This is a genomic window from Aquibium sp. ELW1220 (genome assembly GCF_030398385.1).
Taxonomy (GTDB): Bacteria; Pseudomonadota; Alphaproteobacteria; order Rhizobiales; family Rhizobiaceae; genus Aquibium.
Map to the genome: position 1 here is coordinate 73,245 of NZ_JAOAOQ010000019.1, position 18,325 is coordinate 91,569.

General features: G+C 66.2%; 20 protein-coding genes. 6 read left to right on the plus strand and 14 right to left on the minus strand.

Annotation, left to right across the window (positions count from 1 at the left end; all coding sequences use genetic code 11):
• Positions 1–28 precede the first annotated feature (28 nt).
• The 6 genes from soxA to N1F91_RS17745 all read right to left on the minus strand — a co-directional run bounded on the left by soxA (position 29) and on the right by N1F91_RS17745 (position 3,735).
• On the minus strand, positions 29–850 hold the full coding sequence (gene soxA, locus N1F91_RS17720; protein ID WP_289994342.1) for a sulfur oxidation c-type cytochrome SoxA: 822 nt from the start codon (positions 848–850) through the stop codon (positions 29–31).
• An 84-nt stretch (positions 851–934) separates the two neighbouring features.
• Positions 935–1,264: a thiosulfate oxidation carrier complex protein SoxZ gene (gene soxZ / locus N1F91_RS17725; RefSeq protein WP_289994287.1), complete on the minus strand. Its 330-nt coding sequence runs from the start codon at positions 1,262–1,264 to the stop codon at positions 935–937.
• A gap of 27 nt (positions 1,265–1,291) precedes the next feature.
• Complete coding sequence (gene soxY / locus N1F91_RS17730; protein WP_289994289.1) at positions 1,292–1,747, minus strand: thiosulfate oxidation carrier protein SoxY; 456 nt, start codon at positions 1,745–1,747, stop codon at positions 1,292–1,294.
• Between the two features lie 17 nt (positions 1,748–1,764).
• Positions 1,765–2,229 (minus strand): sulfur oxidation c-type cytochrome SoxX, encoded by a 465-nt coding sequence (soxX, locus tag N1F91_RS17735; RefSeq protein WP_289994290.1) that lies wholly within the window; start codon positions 2,227–2,229, stop codon positions 1,765–1,767.
• A gap of 165 nt (positions 2,230–2,394) precedes the next feature.
• A complete protein-coding gene (locus N1F91_RS17740) occupies positions 2,395–2,991 on the minus strand; it encodes a thioredoxin family protein (RefSeq protein ID WP_289994291.1) in 597 nt (198 codons plus the stop codon).
• 9 nt (positions 2,992–3,000) lie between these two features.
• A complete protein-coding gene (locus tag N1F91_RS17745) occupies positions 3,001–3,735 on the minus strand; it encodes a cytochrome c biogenesis protein CcdA (RefSeq protein WP_289994292.1) in 735 nt (244 codons plus the stop codon).
• A gap of 90 nt (positions 3,736–3,825) precedes the next feature.
• Between N1F91_RS17745 and N1F91_RS17750 the strand changes: the two genes are divergently transcribed.
• From N1F91_RS17750 to N1F91_RS17760, 3 genes are all read left to right on the plus strand, one after another.
• Positions 3,826–4,194: a transcriptional regulator gene (locus N1F91_RS17750; RefSeq protein ID WP_289994293.1), complete on the plus strand. Its 369-nt coding sequence runs from the start codon at positions 3,826–3,828 to the stop codon at positions 4,192–4,194.
• Positions 4,195–4,319: 125 nt separating this feature from the next.
• Complete coding sequence (locus tag N1F91_RS17755) at positions 4,320–4,706, plus strand: metalloregulator ArsR/SmtB family transcription factor (protein WP_289994343.1); 387 nt, start codon at positions 4,320–4,322, stop codon at positions 4,704–4,706.
• A 51-nt stretch (positions 4,707–4,757) separates the two neighbouring features.
• Positions 4,758–5,849, plus strand: a complete 1,092-nt coding sequence (locus tag N1F91_RS17760) for a YeeE/YedE family protein (RefSeq protein ID WP_289994294.1) — start codon at positions 4,758–4,760, stop codon at positions 5,847–5,849.
• Here N1F91_RS17760 and N1F91_RS17765 read toward each other — a convergent pair whose 3' ends face one another.
• On the minus strand, positions 5,850–6,797 hold the full coding sequence (locus tag N1F91_RS17765; RefSeq protein WP_289994295.1) for an MBL fold metallo-hydrolase: 948 nt from the start codon (positions 6,795–6,797) through the stop codon (positions 5,850–5,852).
• 92 nt (positions 6,798–6,889) lie between these two features.
• Between N1F91_RS17765 and N1F91_RS17770 the strand changes: the two genes are divergently transcribed.
• Positions 6,890–7,348 carry a DUF302 domain-containing protein gene (locus tag N1F91_RS17770; protein WP_289994296.1) on the plus strand — a complete coding sequence of 153 codons (459 nt, stop codon included), beginning with the start codon at positions 6,890–6,892 and terminating at the stop codon, positions 7,346–7,348.
• An 18-nt stretch (positions 7,349–7,366) separates the two neighbouring features.
• Here the strand turns inward: N1F91_RS17770 and N1F91_RS17775 are convergent, their stop codons facing one another.
• The 7 genes from N1F91_RS17775 to N1F91_RS17805 form a co-directional block, all read right to left on the minus strand.
• Entirely contained in the window at positions 7,367–9,292 is a 1,926-nt protein-coding gene (locus N1F91_RS17775; RefSeq protein ID WP_289994297.1) for a methyl-accepting chemotaxis protein, read from the minus strand.
• A 53-nt stretch (positions 9,293–9,345) separates the two neighbouring features.
• On the minus strand, positions 9,346–9,927 hold the full coding sequence (locus tag N1F91_RS17780) for a hypothetical protein (protein ID WP_289994299.1): 582 nt from the start codon (positions 9,925–9,927) through the stop codon (positions 9,346–9,348).
• Between the two features lie 213 nt (positions 9,928–10,140).
• On the minus strand, positions 10,141–11,175 hold the full coding sequence (locus tag N1F91_RS17785; RefSeq protein WP_289994301.1) for an extracellular solute-binding protein: 1,035 nt from the start codon (positions 11,173–11,175) through the stop codon (positions 10,141–10,143).
• A gap of 38 nt (positions 11,176–11,213) precedes the next feature.
• Positions 11,214–12,014 (minus strand): ABC transporter permease, encoded by an 801-nt coding sequence (locus tag N1F91_RS17790; RefSeq protein ID WP_289994303.1) that lies wholly within the window; start codon positions 12,012–12,014, stop codon positions 11,214–11,216.
• Positions 12,007–12,927 (minus strand): ABC transporter permease, encoded by a 921-nt coding sequence (locus tag N1F91_RS17795; protein ID WP_289994307.1) that lies wholly within the window; start codon positions 12,925–12,927, stop codon positions 12,007–12,009. The genes N1F91_RS17790 and N1F91_RS17795 overlap by 8 nt, the downstream gene beginning before the upstream one ends.
• A 4-nt stretch (positions 12,928–12,931) precedes the next feature.
• On the minus strand, positions 12,932–14,026 hold the full coding sequence (locus tag N1F91_RS17800) for an ABC transporter ATP-binding protein (RefSeq protein ID WP_289994309.1): 1,095 nt from the start codon (positions 14,024–14,026) through the stop codon (positions 12,932–12,934).
• A 323-nt stretch (positions 14,027–14,349) separates the two neighbouring features.
• Positions 14,350–16,017, minus strand: a complete 1,668-nt coding sequence (locus N1F91_RS17805; protein WP_289994311.1) for an amidohydrolase — start codon at positions 16,015–16,017, stop codon at positions 14,350–14,352.
• A 261-nt stretch (positions 16,018–16,278) separates the two neighbouring features.
• Between N1F91_RS17805 and N1F91_RS17810 the strand changes: the two genes are divergently transcribed.
• Entirely contained in the window at positions 16,279–17,316 is a 1,038-nt protein-coding gene (locus tag N1F91_RS17810; protein ID WP_289994313.1) for a histone deacetylase family protein, read from the plus strand.
• The gene (gene aguB, locus N1F91_RS17815; RefSeq protein ID WP_289994316.1) at positions 17,313–18,182 is read left to right on the plus strand and encodes an N-carbamoylputrescine amidase; all 870 of its coding nucleotides are present in this window, start codon (positions 17,313–17,315) and stop codon (positions 18,180–18,182) included. Before N1F91_RS17810 ends, aguB begins: the two co-directional genes overlap by 4 nt.
• Positions 18,183–18,325: the final 143 nt, after the last annotated feature.

Genomic DNA, 18,325 nt, shown 5'->3' on the forward strand with positions numbered 1-18,325 from the left:
GGGTGCGGCCGGTTCGGCTCCGGCGCGCTTACTGGCGGACGGCGGGCGTCTCGACCGAAAGGCCGGTGCCGCGCCAGGTCACGTAGACCTCGAGCGCCATGAGTTCGTCCGAGAACGCCTTGGGCATCTCGGCGCGGGTGTCGCGGATGCAGCCGCGGAAGCGGTTGTGCAGCGAGACCATACCGGCCGTGTTGAAGCGGTAGGTCGGGAAGCCGTTCACCTGGCCCTGGCTCAGATGGTCGGCCCGGATGTACTTGCCCATGGAAGCCTCGTGGCACGAGGCGCAGGCGAAATCGAGCTGGCCGGTGCGTGTGTAGTAGAGGTCCTTGCCCTTGTCCCACCATGCCTGCAGGTCGCCCTGCGAGAGGTCGACGCTCATCGGCGTGCCGAGCGACTGGTGCTTGATGAAGGTGGTGAGGGACTTCTGATCGTCGTCGTCGAACTTGTAGGCTTCGGCACCCATGTTCTCGACGCGGCACTTGTCGATCTGCAGCTCGACGTTGATCGGCCGCTTCGCGTCCGCGTCCCATTTGGGATAGGCCGCGCCGACGCCCTTCATCGACACCGCCGCGTCGTCGTGGCAGGACGCGCAGGACTTGCCCATCGTGCCATCGACCGTTTCCCAGATTTCGGCACCGCGTTCCACGGCGAGCATGCCCGGATTCTCGAAGGAATCGGCTTCCGTTGCGCGCGTTTCCGCCTCGCGGAACAGCCAGCCCGACAGGACCTCGTCGAAGGGATGCCCCTCCGGCGCCGCCGCCCGGGTGATCATCGGCACGCCGTCGATTTCGAGCGTGTCGTCGACCGGATCGCCGAAGGCTTTTCCCACGGCCAGTCCGGTCAAGAGCAGACACAGGGCCGTACCGGCCGCCAGTGAAATCCTGTCCACGTTCGTCCTCCCGCTGCACCGCGGCCGTTGCGCCGCGGTTCTGGCCTATTCGACCTTGATGGATTGCTCGTCGGTGTAGACGGAGCCGTCGTCGTCCACCCATATGAACGTGAAGGTTCCGCTTTCGGGCACCCTGGCGCTGAACTCGAAATAGGGGTTGGCGGAGACGGCCGGGTCGAGGTCGCAGGAGAAGACCGGCTTTCCGTTGAACGCGCACGAGAATTTGTTGATGATCTTGCGCGGGATCGGGTTGCCGTCCTTGTCCTTGCGTTGACCGGACTCCATCTCGTGGCTGATGAGCGTCTTGATGACGATCACCTCGCCGGCGGACGCTGTCTTGGGTACCTTGACCCGGGGCTTGGGAGCAGATGCCATGTTGTCGTTCCTCCGGAGTTCGCCGCCTCAGCCGCCGCAGCCGCCGATGGTGACCTTCACTTCCTTCTTGTCCATGTAGACCGAACCGTCCGCCATCCGGGCCAGCGCGATCACGTTCTGGGTTCTGGCCAGACGCATGCGCGTGGTCGCGGCCGCACTTCCGCTCATCGCGGTGAAGTGGAAGGTGGCGACCTCGGGCCTCGGATTGCCATCGGCCAGGATCATCACCGCGTCGACCATGTCGGCGCCATCCATGGCGCTGTCGACATCGACCGAAATCGGCACCGTGTTGCCGTTCTCGGCGATCTCGGGAGCCGTCAGCGTGATCTTGCCGGTCTGCGGCTCCTTGCCGCCCGAAAAATCCGCCATCATCTTGGTAACGTCCTCGGCCGCGGCGAAGGCCGCGCCCGGGAACAGTTGCAACGCGGGAATGGCCGCCGCTCCGGCGGCCAGCATCAGCACACGACGCCTGGACAGTGTCATGCGAACCTCCTCTTGTGCTATTCCTTGAGCGTGGCCAGGAAGGCCACGACGTCTTCGACCTGCTGTGCCGTCAGGATCGTCTTGCCGACCAGATCCTTGCGGACGTTGATGCCGACGTTCAGGCTGTAGAAGGCCGGCATCATCGTTTCCTTCGTGAAGACCTGCTTGGAATCGACCACGATCGCGCGAAGCTCCTCGACCGACCAGCGGTCCGCCGCTCCGTCGAGCGAAGGCGCGACGTCGCCATGGAACTGTTCCTTCGAGAGCGCCGAGACGGCATGGCAGGCCAGACAATTGCCAAGGCCGCGATTGGCGAGCGCCTTTGCGCCTTCCTCGGGATTACCGGGCATGTCCGTCAGCGACGTCGTGACCTTCAAGTCATCGAACGCGACGTCGCCTGGGGCGATCTCGCCGGCAGATGCCGCCAGCGGATGGACGACCAGCGCCACGGCACAGGCCATGCCCGCGAGAATGCGCCTCATGGTTTTCTCCTCCCACCTGTCGGATCGCCGGGGCGGTCCGTTCCTCCATTTGCGACGATAGATCGGCTCGTTGCGCTAATCAATACAAAAATATGAATTTCTGCATGTATTGGTTTGGCGAGCCGGGCGAGGCTGCCTGGACGGCATTTCGAGCGCGATCGGCAGTCAGTCGTCGCCCTCGCCGAGCCGACCCTCGGCGCGCAGTTCGGCGATGATCCGGGCGTGGTAGTGCTGGAAGTGCTCGCCGCTTTCGTAGCCCTTCTCGTTGACCCATCGGAACATGTTGAGGAAGGTCCATTTGCCGAAAGCCCCGGGCATCGTCGCCACCGCGGCCTGCGCCACCGTGTCGCCTTCGGGCGCCTCTTCGGGCAGGAAGACGATGGTCGGCGTGAAGACGTAGCCCCATTTGCGCGCGGCGGTCTTCTCGGTCAGGACCTCGCCGTCGAGATCGGTGACCTCCTCGTCGCCGAACATGTTGTACTGCACGACCATGAAGTGCTCGCGGATGTAATCGCGCACCTCCGGGTCGGACAAGAGCTTCTCGTGCATCTCGCGGCAGTAGATGCAGCCGCGCTGCTCGAAGGTGATCGCCAGCCGCTTGCCCTCGCTGCGTGCGTGTTCGATGTCTTCCGCGATGTCGCGGAAGGTCATCGCGAACCATTCCTGCTTGTGGAGCCCGTCCTCGCCGATCTCGACGGCCATGGCGGGCAGCGCGGCGGCCGCCGCGAAGAGGAAAACGACGAGCGATGCGATGCGGGACATGATGACCTCCTATCCGATGGTCTGGAAGATCGGGAACGTTTCGAGAAGCCAGAACGAGATCGTCGACATCTGGCCGGTGATGAACAGGATGCCGGTCAAGACGAGCAGCGCGCCCATCGCCATCTCCACCTTGTGCATGTGGCGCTTGAAGCGCGCCGCCCAGCCGAGGAAGCGGCTGGCGAACACCGCGGCGAGCACGAAGGGAATGCCGATCCCCAGCGAATAGGCGGCAAGCAGCAGCGCGCCCTGCGCGGCACTGCCCTCGCTTCCGGCAATGAAAAGGATGGCGGCCAGCACCGGCCCGACGCAGGGCGTCCAGCCAAAGGCAAAGGCGAGCCCGATGACATAGGCGCCGATCATGCCGGCCGGCTTCCGGGCCACCTGGACGCGGGCCTCGCGATACAGCATCCCGATCCGGAACACGCCCAGGAAGTGCAGGCCCATGACGATGATGATGACGCCGGCGATGACGGACAGCGTGTCGAAGTATTGTGCGATGGTCTTGCCCAGGACGCTGGCCGTCGCGCCGAGCGCGATGAACACCGTGGCGAAGCCGAGCACGAAGGCGATGGCGGCGACGATCACCCGCCGCCGCTGAACCGCACCCGGCTCCGTGTCCTTCAACTCGTCGAAGCTCACCCCTGCCAGCCACGCGAGGTAGGGCGGCACGATCGGCAGGATGCAGGGCGAGACGAACGACAGGAGCCCGGCAAGCAGCGCTCCCCCAAGACTGACATCCAGCATCGTTCCTCCCAACGCCACCCGGTCCGGCATCACCTTGGCAGAAGCATTCAAAAAATGCTATATTTATATGCAACAGGGGAGCATTGGACCATGAAGCTTGCAGGATTGGCCCGGTGGGGCCTCGTCGCGGCGGGCCTCCTGGCGCCCTCGGCGAGAGCCTGTGCGGCGGAACTGCTGATGCTGGAGCAGCCGGGCTGCGTCTGGTGCGCGCAGTTCAACGCCGAAATCGCGCCCGCCTGGCCGAAAACACCGGAGGGACGTCTGGCGCCGCTCCGGCGCGTCGACATCACAAGGCCCTGGCCGTCCGACCTCGAAGGGGTTGCGAAGGAGCGGTTCACGCCTACCTTCGTGCTGATGGACGGCGGCCGGGAGATCGGCCGCATCCGTGGCTATGTCGGCGACGAGTTCTTCTGGTACCGTATCGGCGAGCTGCTGGCGCTGCTGCCGGTCCGTCCCTGAAACGGCCCGCGGGCCAGGGATTTCCGGATCGCTTGACCTGGATCATGCTGCGCGATCTGGACATTTGGCACGCTTCGCGCCATGTCCAATGAACGCCGAAGAGACCAAGGGTGCTGTCCGTTCTCATGAGCTTGCCCAACATCAAGGACGCGCAGACGCCGGAGCAGTTCAACGAACTGCTTGCGCAGGCGCGCGAAGCCAGCGAACTCCTGAAGGCGCTCGCTCATGAAGGTCGCTTGCTGATCCTGTGTCTTCTTTCGGAAGGAGAGAAGTCCGTTTCGGAGCTCGAGGAGGCGATGCGCCTGCCGCAGGCGGCGGTATCGCAGCAACTCGCGCGCCTGCGCTTCGACCGCCTCGTGAACACGCGCCGCGACGGTCGCGTCATCTATTATTCGATCGCCAGCAAGGAAGTGTCCTCCGTGATCGAAACGCTGTACAATCTCTTCTGCGCTCCGGTGCGAAAACCGGAGGGAAACGACAAGAACGGGGCGCCGGGCAACGACGCCGACTGAAGACGGCAGGCTGGAGACCTGCCGGTGGGCGCAAGCCCGCGGGAGGGAAAAATGAGCCTGGCCACATATGCGTGGTTTCTTCCGGCCGCAGGCCTGTGCGCCGGTGCCGTTCTTGGCTTCGCCGCGAGGGCCAACCACTTCTGCACCATGTCCGGGCTGGAACGCTACTGGTACGCCGGTGACGGGCGCGGGTTGCGCACCTGGATGCTGGCCGCCGTCGTGGCGCTGGTCGCGACCCAGGCACTCCAGGCGACCGGCCATGTCGACACCGCCGACAGCTTCTACATTCGCTCGGACTTCGCCTGGATCGGTGCCATCGCCGGTGGAATTGCCTTCGGATTCGGCATGGCCCTCGTCGGCACCTGCGGCTTCGGCGCCCTGGTGCGGCTCGGCGGCGGCAGCCTGCGGTCGCTGATCGTGCTGATCGTGCTGGGTCTCGCCGCCATGTCGGCCCAGAAGGGCGTGATCGCCCAGGCCAGGGTCGCGCTGTCCGACAACCTCGCCATCGATCTGTCCGGCGTCGGCGGCCAGTCGCTCGGCGCCATTGCCGGGCATTTCGCCGGTGTCGACCTCACCATCGCCGTCACCGCCGTCGTCGCCGCGGCACTGCTGGGCTGGATCTTCGCATCGGCCGACTACCGTCGCCGCTTCGGGTCGATGGCGACCGGAGCCACCGTCGGCCTCGTCATCGCCTTCGGCTGGTGGGCGACCAGCCAGGCGGCGGCCCATTCCTTCGAGATCGTCCAGATCGAGGCCGGATCCTTCGTCGTGCCGGTCTCAGACACGATCCTGCAGTTCGTCACCTTCACAGGCATCCTGCCGGATTACGGCGTCGGCCTCGTCGTCGGCGTGGTGCTCGGCGCGGCCGCCTGCGCGCTCTGGAAGCGCGACGTACGCTGGGAGGCCTGCGACGATGCCCGCGAACTCGGCCGCCATCTGGCGGGCGGACTGCTGATGGGCGTGGGCGGCGTCTTCGCCATGGGCTGTACCATCGGCCAGGGCGTCACCGCCGTCTCGGCGCTCGCGATCTCGGCGCCCGTCGTGCTGGCGTCGATCTTCCTCGGCGCACGCATGGGACTGTCCTATCTCATCGAGGGCTCGCCCTTCGGCGCCTTCCGGGCGGCCAGTGCGCCGGCGGAGTGATCAGACGGGGACGTAGCGGTACCCGCCGTCCTTCCGCTCGACGAGGCCCGCGCCGGGATGCGGGAAGTGGAAGCCGATCGCGCGCGCCCGGTCCTCCGCCAGCCGGTCGAGCAGTGCCAGCCGCGTCCGTGCGCCGAGGTCGGCATCCTGGTCGCTGCCCGACGGCCAGTCGGGCCGCGCAAACGAGATCACCGTATTTGAGATTGCGTCGCCGACGATCAGCACCGGCTCCGCACCCTGGATCATGAACGACAGGTGCCCCGGTGTGTGGCCGGGCGTCGCCACCGCCTCGATTCCCGGTATCACCTCCTCGCCGTCCTCGACGAAGATGATCCTGTCCTCGATCGCGGCGAAGCGGTTCTGCGCCCCCACCACGAAAGTCTGGCGGTCGGCGGGAACCTTCGAGAGCGTCTCCGGCGCCGACCAGAAGTCCCACTCCGTCCTGCCGATCCGGTACTGCGCATTCGCAAACACCAGTTCGTCGAAATCGTCGGTCAGGCCCCAGAGGTGGTCGGGATGCGCATGCGTGAACACCACGTCGGTCACGTCGGCGGGATCGACACCCGCCGCGGCGAGGCCGTCGGCGAGCTTGCCGGCCGTCGGCATGAAATTGGCGCCGGCCCCGACATCGAAGATGACCAGCCTGTCGCCGATCCTTGCCAAAGTCACGTTGCAGTCGGGCAAAAGCGCGTCGGCGGGCATGGCGTTTTCGGCGAGCAGCCTCGCCAGGTCCTCCGGCGGCACCTCCGGATAGGCGAAGCCCATCGGCAGCACGAGATGGCCGTCGCTGACGACGGTTATCTCGGCAGCACCCGTCGACAGCGTCTGTGCGTGGGCAACCCGCGGCGCGACGAGCCCGCCGGCAAGCGCCATCACCGTGGTCGACCCGGCCGCCGCGAGAAAACGCCGGCGGTCGAGGCCAGGCGACCCAACGCGCCTTGAGTTCATGCCGTCCTCCCATGCAAACATATTATTTTTTGCATATTTATGAGAACTCGACTACGCTTGTCGAGGGGCAAAGCGCCTCAAGGGAGGAAAAGATGCGCGGATATGGACTGCCGGCGGTGCTGGCCGCACTTGTCGGGCTGTCGACCCCGGTGCTGGCGGAAGAAGCCGTCACGACCCGGGAAACGGGGGCGCCGTTTGCCGACGTCATCGCCGATCTCGAGGACGCGGTGGTGAACCGCGGCTACAAGATCGACTATCACGGCCATATCGGCGAGATGCTGAAGCGGACGGCGGGTGACGTCGGCGCCGCGGGGCTGCTCTATCGCGATGCCGAGTTCCTGCAGTTCTGCTCGGCGGTGGTATCGCGCAAGGCCATGGAGGTCGACATCGGCAACATCGCCTTCTGCCCCTATGTTCTCTTCGCCTACGAGGCGGAAGCTGAACCGGGAAAGGTCGTGGTCGGCTTCCGGCGCCTGCCTTCGGGACCCGGCCGCGACGACGTCAACGCCTTGCTCGAGGAGATCGTCGAGGACGCGGCCGAGGGGTTCTGAGCACAGCGCTCGCGCGCCTCAGAACTCTTCCCAGCCGTCAGCCTCGGCCTCGATGTCGAGCGCGTTCGCGCCATGGGTGGCGGCGCGGGTGCGCGGCGGCTCGCGCCAGCTGTTGGCGGGCTCCGGCCTGCGGCTCGGCGCGACCGACGCCAGCGCCGGTGCGCGACGGGCCGGCGCCAGGCGAGGCGCGTCGCGACGCTCGTCGCCATGGCTCTCGGCGCCGCGGAAATGCGCCATCAGCCGGTTCAGCTCCTCGCCGTCGCGGGCGAGGCCGCGGCTCGTCGAGGTGAACTGCTGCGCCATCGCCGCACCCTGCTGGGTAGCGGTGTCGATGCCGTTCATGGCCGAGTTGATCCCGCGCAGCGTTGCGGCCTGCTCCTCGGCGCCGCGGGCGATCTCCGTGACGATAGAGTTGATGCTCTCCACCCGCGCCGCGATCCGGCCGATGACGTCGCCGGTCTCGCCGACCAGCTTCGCGCCGGTCTTGACCTGCGTGGCGGAGGTCTGGATGAGCTGCTTGATCTCGCGCGCGGCGTCCGCAGAGCGCTGCGCCAGGCCGCGCACCTCCTGCGCGACGACGGCGAAGCCGCGACCGGCCTCGCCCGCGCGCGCCGCCTCAACGCCTGCGTTGAGGGCAAGCAGATTGGTCTGGAAGGCTATCTCGTCGATGACCCCGATGATCTTTGAAATCTCCTCGGACGATTTCTCGATCCCGCCCATTGCCGAAATCGCCGCGCCGACGACCTTGTCGCTGTGGCCGGTGTCGGTGGTCATGTCCACCACCGCGGCGCGGGCCTGTCCGGCACCGGCGGCTGTGGCGGAAACGGAGCGCGTGATCTCGCCGACGGCGGCCACGGTCTCCTCGATCGTGGCGGCCTGCTGCTCGCTGCGGCGGGCCAGTTCGTCGGCGGCGCGGCTGATCTCGTCGGTCCCGAGTTCGAGCTGACGACCCGTCGCGACGATCTGCTGCATGGCATCCTGCAGCCGGTCCATCGCCGTGTTGAAGTCTTCCTTGATCTTGCGGTAGTCGGGCGGGAAGTCGACCTTGAGCCGCGTCGTCAGGTCGCCGTCTGCGAGACGGGCGAGCGCTGCGCCGATCAGCTTCACGACGGCCGCCTGGAGCTTGGCCGCCGAGGCGCGCGAGGCGTCGTTCTCGTCGCGCTGTTCCTCCATCTGGCGGCGCTGGGTGTCGAGTTCCCGATCAGCCTCGAGCTTTTCGAGCGAGGCCTTGCGGAAGCCTTCGAGCGACCGGGCGATGATGCCGACCTCGTCGGAGCGATCGAGGTTCGGGACGGCCGATTGAAGGTCGCCGTTCGAGAGCTTCTCGATCCGCGCGGTGATCGCGCCGAGCGGACGCCCGACCACGAGGCGGATGCTGAGGAAAAGCAGGGCGAGGAGCAGCAGCGCCGAGATGGCCTGGACGCCGATCGCGCCCAGCCGGAGCGAGGACCGGGCATCCTCGACCGGTCCGGTGTTCCACGCGACGGCAACGTAGCCGAGCGGCTTGCCTTCGCCACTCGTTCCAGACGGAGCGACCATCAGCACGTTGCCCTCGATGGCCTCGACCGCCGTGCCGTCGCGCGGCGCGGCGAGCAGGCGGCGAAGCGAGGCATCGATCCCGCCTGCGACGACGCCCGGCGCCGTGAATTCGGCGATCACGTTGCCGGTGGGATCGAAGGCGATGGCGCGGGACAGGATCCGGTCCTCGTTGTCGAGGTATCCCGCCCAGGCGTCCGCCACCACCTCCGGTTTCTTCCACTTGATGCCGCCGGCCGCGGCCGTGGCGATCTGCCCGGTCTGGATCACCCAGGCATCCGTGGCGAGGTCGTAGAGACTGTTCTCCGCCGTCCGGTCGATGAGGGCCACGGATGCACCGAGGCCCGCAAGGCTGACGCCCAGCGCCGCCAGCACCAGCTTGAACGTGATCGATCGATTGCCGAACATTCCAGACACCACCCCCGTACTCATTGCTCGATACGACGCGTCCCGCGAAGGCCTCAGAGGCCTTCGACGTCGATCCCGAGCGTGATCGCGCCGATGGCCTGGCCCGTGGCCGGGTCGCTGATCGCGACGCTGACCTGCGACTGCAGCGTCTGCGTGGATTCGTCCTTCTCGACGTCGTCGACGAAGATGGCGCCCGCGCCGGCGCCGAAGGATTTCTGCCACTTCGCCTCGTCGCCCTGCCAGTAATCGGAGGTGACGTCGCTCTGGCCGACATTCAGGCCCTTGTTGTCCATGACGAAGGCTTCGGTGATCATGCCGCCCGCTTCCGCCTGCTTGGCGGAGAGGAATTTCGACAGGGCGTTGCCCAGCACCTTGTCGATCATCGGCTTGCTTCCGGCCTCGACCTCGGCGCGCCACTGCTTGTCGAGCGTGTCGATGTCGGCCTGCGACAGGCCGGCATGGGCGGCGTTCTGTTCGTTGATCGCGGTAATCACCACCGGATCGGACAGCCACGTCGCCACATTGGCCTTCACGTATTCGGTGATCGGGCCGACGTGGTCCTGCGCCAGTGCCGGACCGCCGAACGCACTCGCCCAGATGACGGCCGACAAGGCCGACGCTGCAAGTAGTCTCATGTTCCACCCCCTTGGTGCCTGACGGCAAACCCGGTTGCGAAGCGTCGCGCCCCGCCTGCGAATCGCCGCACGGATCGGAGCATCAGGGAGAAAGGTTTAACGATGCTTAATCAAATATGAACGATACCGTACATAGTTGGATTTCCAATGGTTTGAACGCAAAAAAGCCCCGGCGGGAGACGCCGGGGCTCGGGTGGGGCAGGTGCGACGCTGCTACTTCTGCAGTTCGGTCCAGATCGCGGTGTAGAGGTTGCGCGCCTCCTCCGGGCAGGTCAGCGCGAAGGTGCCGGCCGCCTGCAGTTCTTCCGGCACGACGATCTCCGGCGCGTCGGCCATGCTGGCCGGCATGAATTCCTCGGAGCCGTCGATGCCGTTCGCATATTTCGCGAAGTCGGAAATCATGGCGGCGTTCTGCGGGTCCATGATGAAGTTCATGAACAGCTTGGCGTTCTCGACGTTCTTGGCGTCCTTCAGCACGGCGACGTTGTCCATCCAGATCGGATAGCCTTCCTTCGGATAGCCGTACTTGATGTTCGGGTCCTGCTCGCGCATGCGCAGCGACGCACCGTTCCAGTTCACCGTTGCCAGGAAGTCGCGCTTGGTCATGGCTTCGATGTTGCCGTAGTTCATCGAGATCCACTTCGGCTTGGCTTCGAGCAGCTTGTCGCGCACCTGCTTGAGGATCGCCTTGTCTGCCGTGCAGGGCTCGCCGCCCATGTAGGTGATCGCGAGGTGCATCACGTCCGCCATTTCCGGAATGACGTTGATCTTGCCTTCGAGCTCGGCCGGCGGGTCGAGGAAGATCGCCGAGGTGTTGATGTCGCCCTTGTAGTCGGCGGTGTTGACCGACAGGCCGACGGTGCCCCACTGCCACGGCACGGTGTACTTGCGGCCCGGATCGAACGGCACGTCCTTCCAGCGTTCGGCGACGTTCTTGAAGTTCTCCATCTGGTTCGGGTTTGTCTCGAGCAGCAGGTCTTCCCGGATCCAGATCGGGATCACGCTGGCCGACGGCACCACGATGTCGAAGCCGTGGCCGCCCTGGCGCACCTTGGCGAGCGCCGTGTCGTTGGAATCATAGTCGGTCAGCGTCACCTTGACGTCGAACGCTTCCTCGAACTTCTTGATCATCTCGGGACTGGTGTAGTTGCCCCAATTGTAGATGTTGAGTTCGCCCGCGGCATTCGCGAGCCCGGAAGAGGCCAGCATCGCGAGGCCTGCGGCGGTCGCGGTCAGTTTCCAGTGCATCGTCGTTCTCCCATTGATTGGCGTCGTGGCATCGTTCTTCAGGTCTTCTTCCTGCTGATCAGGAAGAAGACGGTGACGATAGCGACCGACAGGACGAGGAAGGCGGTCGATATCGCGTTGATCTCGGGCGTCACGACGCGACGCAATTGCCCGAGCATGTAGGTGGGCAGTGTATCCTGACCGGCCGATTTGACGAACTCCGTAATCACCACGTCGTCGAGCGAGATCACGAAGGCCAGCATCAGGCCGGCGATGATGCCCGGCCAGAGCAGCGGCAGCGTCACGCGCCGGAAAACCTGCCAGGGCGTTGCGTAGAGGTCGGCGGCCGCCGTCTCCAGCGCTGTGTCCATGCTCTCGAGGCGCGCCCTGATCGGCAGGTAGGCGAAGGGAATGCAGAACGCCGCATGCGCGATCATCAGATAGCCGAGGCCGGAATAGCCCGTGGCGATCTTGATGCGTGAGAAGAAGATCAGCAGCGCCACCGCCGTCACGATCTCCGGCACCATCAGCGGCTGGTTGATGAAGGCATATTTGAAGGTCAGCCCGCGATAGGGCCGCGTGCGGGTGGTGGCCAGCGCTGCCATCGTGGCCGCCACCGTCGCGATCACGGCGGCCACGCTGGCGATCTGCACCGAGCGGATCGAGGCGTCGACCACCTGCTGGTTGCTCCAGGCCTGCACGAACCAGCGGAACGAGAACCCTTCCCACACCGCGATCGACGTGCCGGCGTTGAAGGCGAAGATCACCACCACCGACAGCGGCAGGTACAGCAGGAAGAAGCAGAACAGCGCCACCGTCGGAAAGCCGGTCTGGCGGCGGATGTCGAACCGGCTAGCCATGGTTGCGTCCCCCGGTGCCGGCATAGCGGATGTAGATCAGCAATGCCGCCATCACGATGACGAGCAGCGTGATCGACAGCGAGGCGCCGAGCGGCCAGTTGCGTCCCTGCCCGAACTGCAGTTCGATCAGGTTGCCCAGCATCAGGTTGCGACCGCCGCCCAGGATCCGCGGCGTCACGTAGGCACCCAGCGAGGGGATGAAGACCAGGATGGAGCCGGCGACGATGCCGGGCTTCACCATCGGCAGGATGATCCGCCGCAACACCTGGAAGCGGGTGGCGTAGAGGTCGTAGCCGGCTTCGACCAGCCGGAAGTCGAGCTTCTCCATCGAGGCGTAGAGCGGCAGCACCATCAGGGGCAGATAGACGTAGAGCATGCCGATCATGATGGCGGTGTCGGTGTAGATGATCTGGATCGGCGCCGAGATCAGCCCGAGCTTCATCAGCGCGACGTTGAGCAGGCCCTCGTTGCGGATCACCTCCTGGATCGCGAAGGTGCGGATCAGGAGGTTCGTCCAGAACGGGATGGTGATCAGGAACAGCCAGAGCGCGCGGGTGCGCTCCGGCCGGGTGGCGATGAAATAGGCCGTCGGGAAGCCGAAGAGGAACGCGAACACCGTGGTGGCGAGCGACAGCAGCACCGACCGCCAGAAGATCGCCACATGGGCGTCGGCGATCGAAAGCGTCTCGTCGAAGATGTCCCGCTGCAGGATGACGCTCACCCAGGCGTCGGTCGAGAAGGTCCAGCGCACGTCGCCGTAGGAGCCGGGCTCGAGGAAGGAGTAGACGACGACGATGGCAAGTGGCCCCGCGGCGGCGAAGAAGATGATCAGCAGCGCGGGAGCCGAAAGCAGCCAGCGCTTGCGGATGTCGTCGCGCTCGGCCTTGCGGGCGGTCTCTGCGGCGCCGGCCATCCCCTCAGTCCCTCAGGACCTGGGCGGCACCCTTGCCGACGACGATCGACACCCGGTCGCCCTCGCGGGCGCGGCGGCGGTCGTCGCGCGTGTTCTGCTCGCGCACGATGAAGGTGCCGCCGACGTCGAGATCGACATGGAAATGCGTGTCGGTGCCGAAATAGACGATGTTGGAGAGCTTTCCCGAAAGTTCGCCGCCCGCCTCGGCAAGCCGCGCGTGCTCGGGACGGATCACCACCGTGACCTTGCCGGTGGACGAGAATCCCTCCGGTACGGAGGCCTCGATCACGGCACCGGAGCCGAGCCTGACGCCGGCCCGTCCATCGGAGGACGATTCGACGGTGGCTTCCAGGAAGTTGGTCTCGCCGATGAAGTCGGCGACGAAGCGTACCGCCGGACGATCATAGATGTCCTTCGGCGAACCGACCTGGAGGATGTTGCCCGCCGACATGACGGCGATCCGGTCGGACATGGTCAGCGCTTCTTCCTGGTCGTGCGTGACGAAGATGAAGGTGATGCCAGTCTCGTGCTGCAGGCGCTTCAGCTCGATCTGCATCTCCTTGCGAAGCTTGAAGTCGAGCGCCGAGAGCGGCTCGTCGAGCAGAAGCACCTTGGGCTGCGGCGCCAGCGCGCGGGCCAGCGCGACGCGCTGCTGCTGGCCGCCCGAGATCTGCGCCGTCGAACGGTTGCGCAGTTCCTCCATGCGCACGAGTTTCAGCATCTGGGTCACGCGCGCGTCGATCTCGGCCTTCGGCCGGCCGAGCATCTCGAGGCCGAAGGCGATGTTCTGCGCCACCGTCAGGTGAGGAAACAGGGCATAGCTCTGGAAGACGGTGTTGACCGGCCGCTTGTAGGGCGGCAGCGGAGCGATGTCCTGTCCGTGCAGCAGGATCTCGCCATCGGTCGGGAAGTCGAAGCCGGCGATCAGCCGGAGAAGGGTGGTCTTGCCGCAGCCGGAGGGGCCGAGCAGCGTGAAGAACTCATTCTCGCGGATGGCGACCGAGACGGTGTCGAGCGCCTTGACCGGGGCGTCACCGCCGCCGAAGAACTTGCTGACACGGCGGATTTCGATTGCATTCCGATCCGGACTTTCCGGCACGTTGACGCCTCACTCTCCACCCCGCGCCAGGCGGGCCCCATCCATGGTCGATGTGACCATACGGCCGCGATGTTGGCAACCCGGCAGCTTGAATGACAGTTCAATATCGGAACAGGCACCGGCGGTCCGGTGAGCCGGGTGGCTATCGAACAAGCCGCTGCGCAATCGGCAGGCAGACATGCCGCCAGGAGAGGCTTTCGGAGCTGGCTGCCCCGTGCCGCGAACCAGAGGTCCGCAGGCCTGCCCGAGGCTGTGGTAGGGCCACATGCGGAACATGCCGTGGCTGACCACGGCGCCGCAGGCCGCGTCGTCCCCTTCCGCTTCTATGCCCGGTAGGTGACGCGGCCGCCGCAGATCGTGACGACCGGCCGCACCTCGTGCAGCGCTTCGGGCGCGACAGCCTCGATATCGCCGGAGAGCACCACGATGTCGGCGAGGTAGCCGGGCTTGAGCCGGCCCTTGCGGTGTTCCATGAATTCCGCGTAGGCGCCTTCGACCGTATAGCCGGCAATCGCCTCGTGCAGGGAAAACGCCTGGTCGGGCAGGTCGTCCGCCCAGCGCTTGCGAACCACTGCGGCCTGGATGCCGGCGATCGGGTCGATCGGCGACACCGGCCAGTCGGAGGCGAAGACGACGTGCGCCCCGGTGTTCTTGATCGTCCGCCAGGCATAGGACAGCCGCCACCGGTCGCGACCGATCTTCGAGACCGTCGGCTCGAGCGGCAGGCCCATCGAGCCGGGCGGATGCGGCGGCTGCATCGAGGCGATGACGCCGAGATCGGCATAGCGCGGCATGTCCGCGTCGGTCGTCACCTCGATATGTTCGATCCTGTGGCGGCTGTCGCGCCGGCCGTTCGCCTTCGCCGCCGCCTCATAGCCGTCGAGCACGGTGCGCACGGCTGCGTCGCCGATCGCATGCACCGCGATCTGCAGCCCGCGCCGGTCGATCTCGGTCGCCAGTTCGGCGAACTCGGCATCCGAGAAATAGGGCTCGCCGCGCCAGTCCGGCATGTCGCCATAGGGCTCGATCATGTGTGCGGTGCCTGAATCGAGCACGCCGTCCATGAACACCTTGACCATGCCCGAAGAAACCCACTCCGACCTGTAGTCCTGCGCCATGCGCGACGCCTTCTCCAGGTCGGCCAGCGTCATGAACGGCTTGAAATGGAACGGGATCTGCGCGCGGCAGAGGAGGCCGCCCTCCTTCTCGATCTCGGCCAGGATCTCGAGCTGATAGAGATTGCCGTCCATGTTGTGGAACGAGGTGATGCCGTGGCTGGCGGCATAGTCGAGGCCGCGGCGCATGATCGCCTTGTCGGCCTCCCATTCCTCCGGCGTCGGCCGGCGATCGGGCTCGCCGCCCGTCTGGATGCCGAGCCGGACCCGGCTTTCGCCGGCGAGATGCACCACGGGCGTCATAGCCTCGGATTCGCGCAGCTCGCCCGTAGCCAGTCCGTCGGCGCCCACGACCACCTCGTTGCCCGGGTTGCAGGCCTTGCCGTGCAGCAGCCCGGCCATCTCCAGCGCCTTCGTGTTCGCCCACATCGTATGATGATCGGGCGCCACCAGCGCGACAGGGCGGTCGGCGACGATGCGGTCGAGATGATGGCGCGTCAGCGGCTGGCCGACCCCGAGGATCGTGTAGTCGCAGGACTGGCCGAACAGCACCTTGTCGTCGGGCCGCTGCGCCGCATAGGTCGTCAGCGCCTCGCTCAGCGCCTCCAAGCCGTGCACGCCGAAAAGCTGCAGGTGCACGAGTTCCGCCGCACCCATGAACAGGTGGACGTGGCTTTCGATGAAGCCCGGCAGCACCGAGCCGCCCTTCGCGTCGATGACCCGCGTGTCCGGACCGGTCCACGCCGCCGCGTCGGAAGCCGTGCCGACGAAGGTGATCTCGCCGTCCTTCACCGCCAGTGCTTCGGCGCGAGGCGCGCCCTCGTCCATGGTCAGCACGCGGGCATTGGTGACGATGAGGTCGGCAGGCGTCGGCATGGCGGATCTCGTTTCCGGATTTTTTCAGAGGCTAGCACCCGGATGCGCGCTGACGCCAGACCAGCTGGCAGGGGCCCTTTGGCCCAGCAGATTTTCTGCCTGCCTCACTGGAAGACACCAGCGGAGTTTCGGAAAACCATCCTATGGTTTTCCACCCGAGAACCCAGGCTTTCCGGGACGTGCGGAAGGCGAAACATTGGCGAAGTCGCGCAAGTCTGCTTAAGGGTTTTTGCGGAGAGACACGCGACCAGTGGGGGACGCATGAAGACCATCTATTCGCCGAGACACGCCGGCCATGCCGGCAATGTCGAGCTGATGACGGGCAGGATCATGCCGGCCTTCGAGATGCCGTCGCGTGCCGAGTTCATCCGGTCGCGGGCCGAGGAGGTGGGTCTGGGGCCTATCCTGCCGCCCGACGCGTTCGAACTCGACACCGCCCGGCGCGTGCACGATCCCGCCTATGTCGACTTCATGCCGACGGTCTGGGAGCGCTGGACGGCGGCGGGCTTCGGTGGCACCGCGCTGCCCTACACCTGGCCGACGCGGGGCCTGCGCGGCGACGTCGTGCCGGACGTCATCGAGGCGCAGCTGGGCTACTACTCGTTCGACGCGGGCGCCGGCTTCGTGGAAGGCACCTGGGACGCCATCAAGTCGTCGCACGACGTGGCGCTGACCGCCGCCAGCCTGGTGTCCGGCGGCGAGCGCGCCGCCTTCGCGCTCTGCCGTCCGCCCGGCCACCATGCCGGCCGCGCCTTCATGGGCGGCTACTGCTACCTGAACAATGCATCGATCGCCGCGCAATGGCTGCTCGACAATGGCGCGCGCAAGGTCTCGATCCTCGACGTCGACTACCATCACGGCAACGGCACGCAGGAGATCTTCTACGCGCGCGGCGACGTCCAGGTCCTCAACCTGCACGGCGATCCGAAGATGGAGTACCCCTATTTCCTCGGCTACGCCGACGAGCGCGGGGAGGGGGAAGGAGAAGGCTTCAACCACAATTATCCGCTGGCCTGGGGCACCGGCTGGGACGGCTGGGGTGCGGCTCTCGTCGACGCCTGCCTGAAGCTGATGGCCTACGGGCCGGACGTCGTCGTCGTGTCGCTCGGCGTCGACACATTCGAGCGGGACCCGATCTCGAAGTTCAAGCTCGTCACCGAGGACTATCCCAAGATCGGCCGCCGCATCGAGGCGCTCGGCCTGCCGACGCTGTTCGTCATGGAAGGCGGCTACGCCGTCGAGGAGATCGGCGTCAACGCGGTCGGCGTGCTGACCGGCTTCGAGGAAGGCAACACGTGAGCGCCACAGTCACCCTCGGCGTCGTCCAGTTCGCCTGCTCGGACGACGTCGCGGAAAACGTCGCGACGGCTTCCCGCCTGGTGCGCGACGCAGCCGCGCGCGGTGCCAACGTCGTGCTGGTGCAGGAACTCTTCGAGGGGCACTATTTCTGCCAGGAAGAGGAAGCCGCCCATTTCGACCGCGCCCGGCCGCTGCAAGGCCACCCGACGATCGCCGCCTTCGCCGACCTCGCGTGCGAACTCGGCGTGGTCATTCCGGTCTCCTTCTTCGAGCGCCGCAACCAGGCCTTCTTCAATTCCGTCGCCATGGTCGACGACACCGGCACGGTGCTCGGCGTCTATCGCAAGTCGCACATCCCCGACGGGCCGGGCTACGAGGAGAAGTTCTACTTCACGCCCGGCGACACGGGCTTCAGGGTCTGGCACACCCCCTTCGGCGCCATCGGCGTCGGCATCTGCTGGGACCAGTGGTTTCCCGAGGCGGCCCGCGCCATGGCGCTGACGGGGGCGGAGATGCTGCTCTATCCCACCGCCATCGGCTCGGAGCCCGGCCGGCCGGACTTCGATTCCATGGAACACTGGCGCATCACCATGCGCGGCCATGCCGGCGCCAACCTGATGCCGGTGGCGGCCGCCAACCGCATCGGCACCGAGATCGTCGGCGGCCGGACCCAGACCTACTACGGTTCCTCCTTCATCGCTGGTGCGGCAGGCGAGCTTGTCGCCGCGGCCGGCCGGGACGGCGAGGCGGTGCTGACCGCCAGCTTCGACCGCGCCGCACTCGCCCGCCAGCGCGCGGCCTGGGGCCTGTTTCGCGATCGCCGGCCCGGCCTCTACGGTGCGATCGCCACGGCCGACGGCGGCTGAGAGGATGTGAAAGAATGCCCGTTTCGGCAGTTTAAGCCAGGAATCTCAGGGATTTCAGGGGGCATTCTTTCGCATACTCGATTGATTCACGCACTCTGACCGCTTCGTGATGCCTGCCATGCGGCGGGGTGCTGGCACCCGTC

Coding starts and splice junctions, on each gene's coding strand:
- soxZ (WP_289994287.1), bottom strand. CDS start 1,264: ATGGCATCTGCTCCCAAGCCCCGGGTCAAGGTACCCAAGACAGCGTCC.
- soxY (WP_289994289.1), bottom strand. CDS start 1,747: ATGACACTGTCCAGGCGTCGTGTGCTGATGCTGGCCGCCGGAGCGGCG.
- soxX (WP_289994290.1), bottom strand. CDS start 2,229: ATGAGGCGCATTCTCGCGGGCATGGCCTGTGCCGTGGCGCTGGTCGTC.
- N1F91_RS17740 (WP_289994291.1), bottom strand. CDS start 2,991: ATGTCCCGCATCGCATCGCTCGTCGTTTTCCTCTTCGCGGCGGCCGCC.
- N1F91_RS17745 (WP_289994292.1), bottom strand. CDS start 3,735: ATGCTGGATGTCAGTCTTGGGGGAGCGCTGCTTGCCGGGCTCCTGTCG.
- N1F91_RS17750 (WP_289994293.1), top strand. CDS start 3,826: ATGAAGCTTGCAGGATTGGCCCGGTGGGGCCTCGTCGCGGCGGGCCTC.
- N1F91_RS17755 (WP_289994343.1), top strand. CDS start 4,320: ATGAGCTTGCCCAACATCAAGGACGCGCAGACGCCGGAGCAGTTCAAC.
- N1F91_RS17760 (WP_289994294.1), top strand. CDS start 4,758: ATGAGCCTGGCCACATATGCGTGGTTTCTTCCGGCCGCAGGCCTGTGC.
- N1F91_RS17765 (WP_289994295.1), bottom strand. CDS start 6,797: ATGAACTCAAGGCGCGTTGGGTCGCCTGGCCTCGACCGCCGGCGTTTT.
- N1F91_RS17770 (WP_289994296.1), top strand. CDS start 6,890: ATGCGCGGATATGGACTGCCGGCGGTGCTGGCCGCACTTGTCGGGCTG.
- N1F91_RS17775 (WP_289994297.1), bottom strand. CDS start 9,292: ATGTTCGGCAATCGATCGATCACGTTCAAGCTGGTGCTGGCGGCGCTG.
- N1F91_RS17780 (WP_289994299.1), bottom strand. CDS start 9,927: ATGAGACTACTTGCAGCGTCGGCCTTGTCGGCCGTCATCTGGGCGAGT.
- N1F91_RS17785 (WP_289994301.1), bottom strand. CDS start 11,175: ATGCACTGGAAACTGACCGCGACCGCCGCAGGCCTCGCGATGCTGGCC.
- N1F91_RS17790 (WP_289994303.1), bottom strand. CDS start 12,014: ATGGCTAGCCGGTTCGACATCCGCCGCCAGACCGGCTTTCCGACGGTG.
- N1F91_RS17795 (WP_289994307.1), bottom strand. CDS start 12,927: ATGGCCGGCGCCGCAGAGACCGCCCGCAAGGCCGAGCGCGACGACATC.
- N1F91_RS17805 (WP_289994311.1), bottom strand. CDS start 16,017: ATGCCGACGCCTGCCGACCTCATCGTCACCAATGCCCGCGTGCTGACC.
- N1F91_RS17810 (WP_289994313.1), top strand. CDS start 16,279: ATGAAGACCATCTATTCGCCGAGACACGCCGGCCATGCCGGCAATGTC.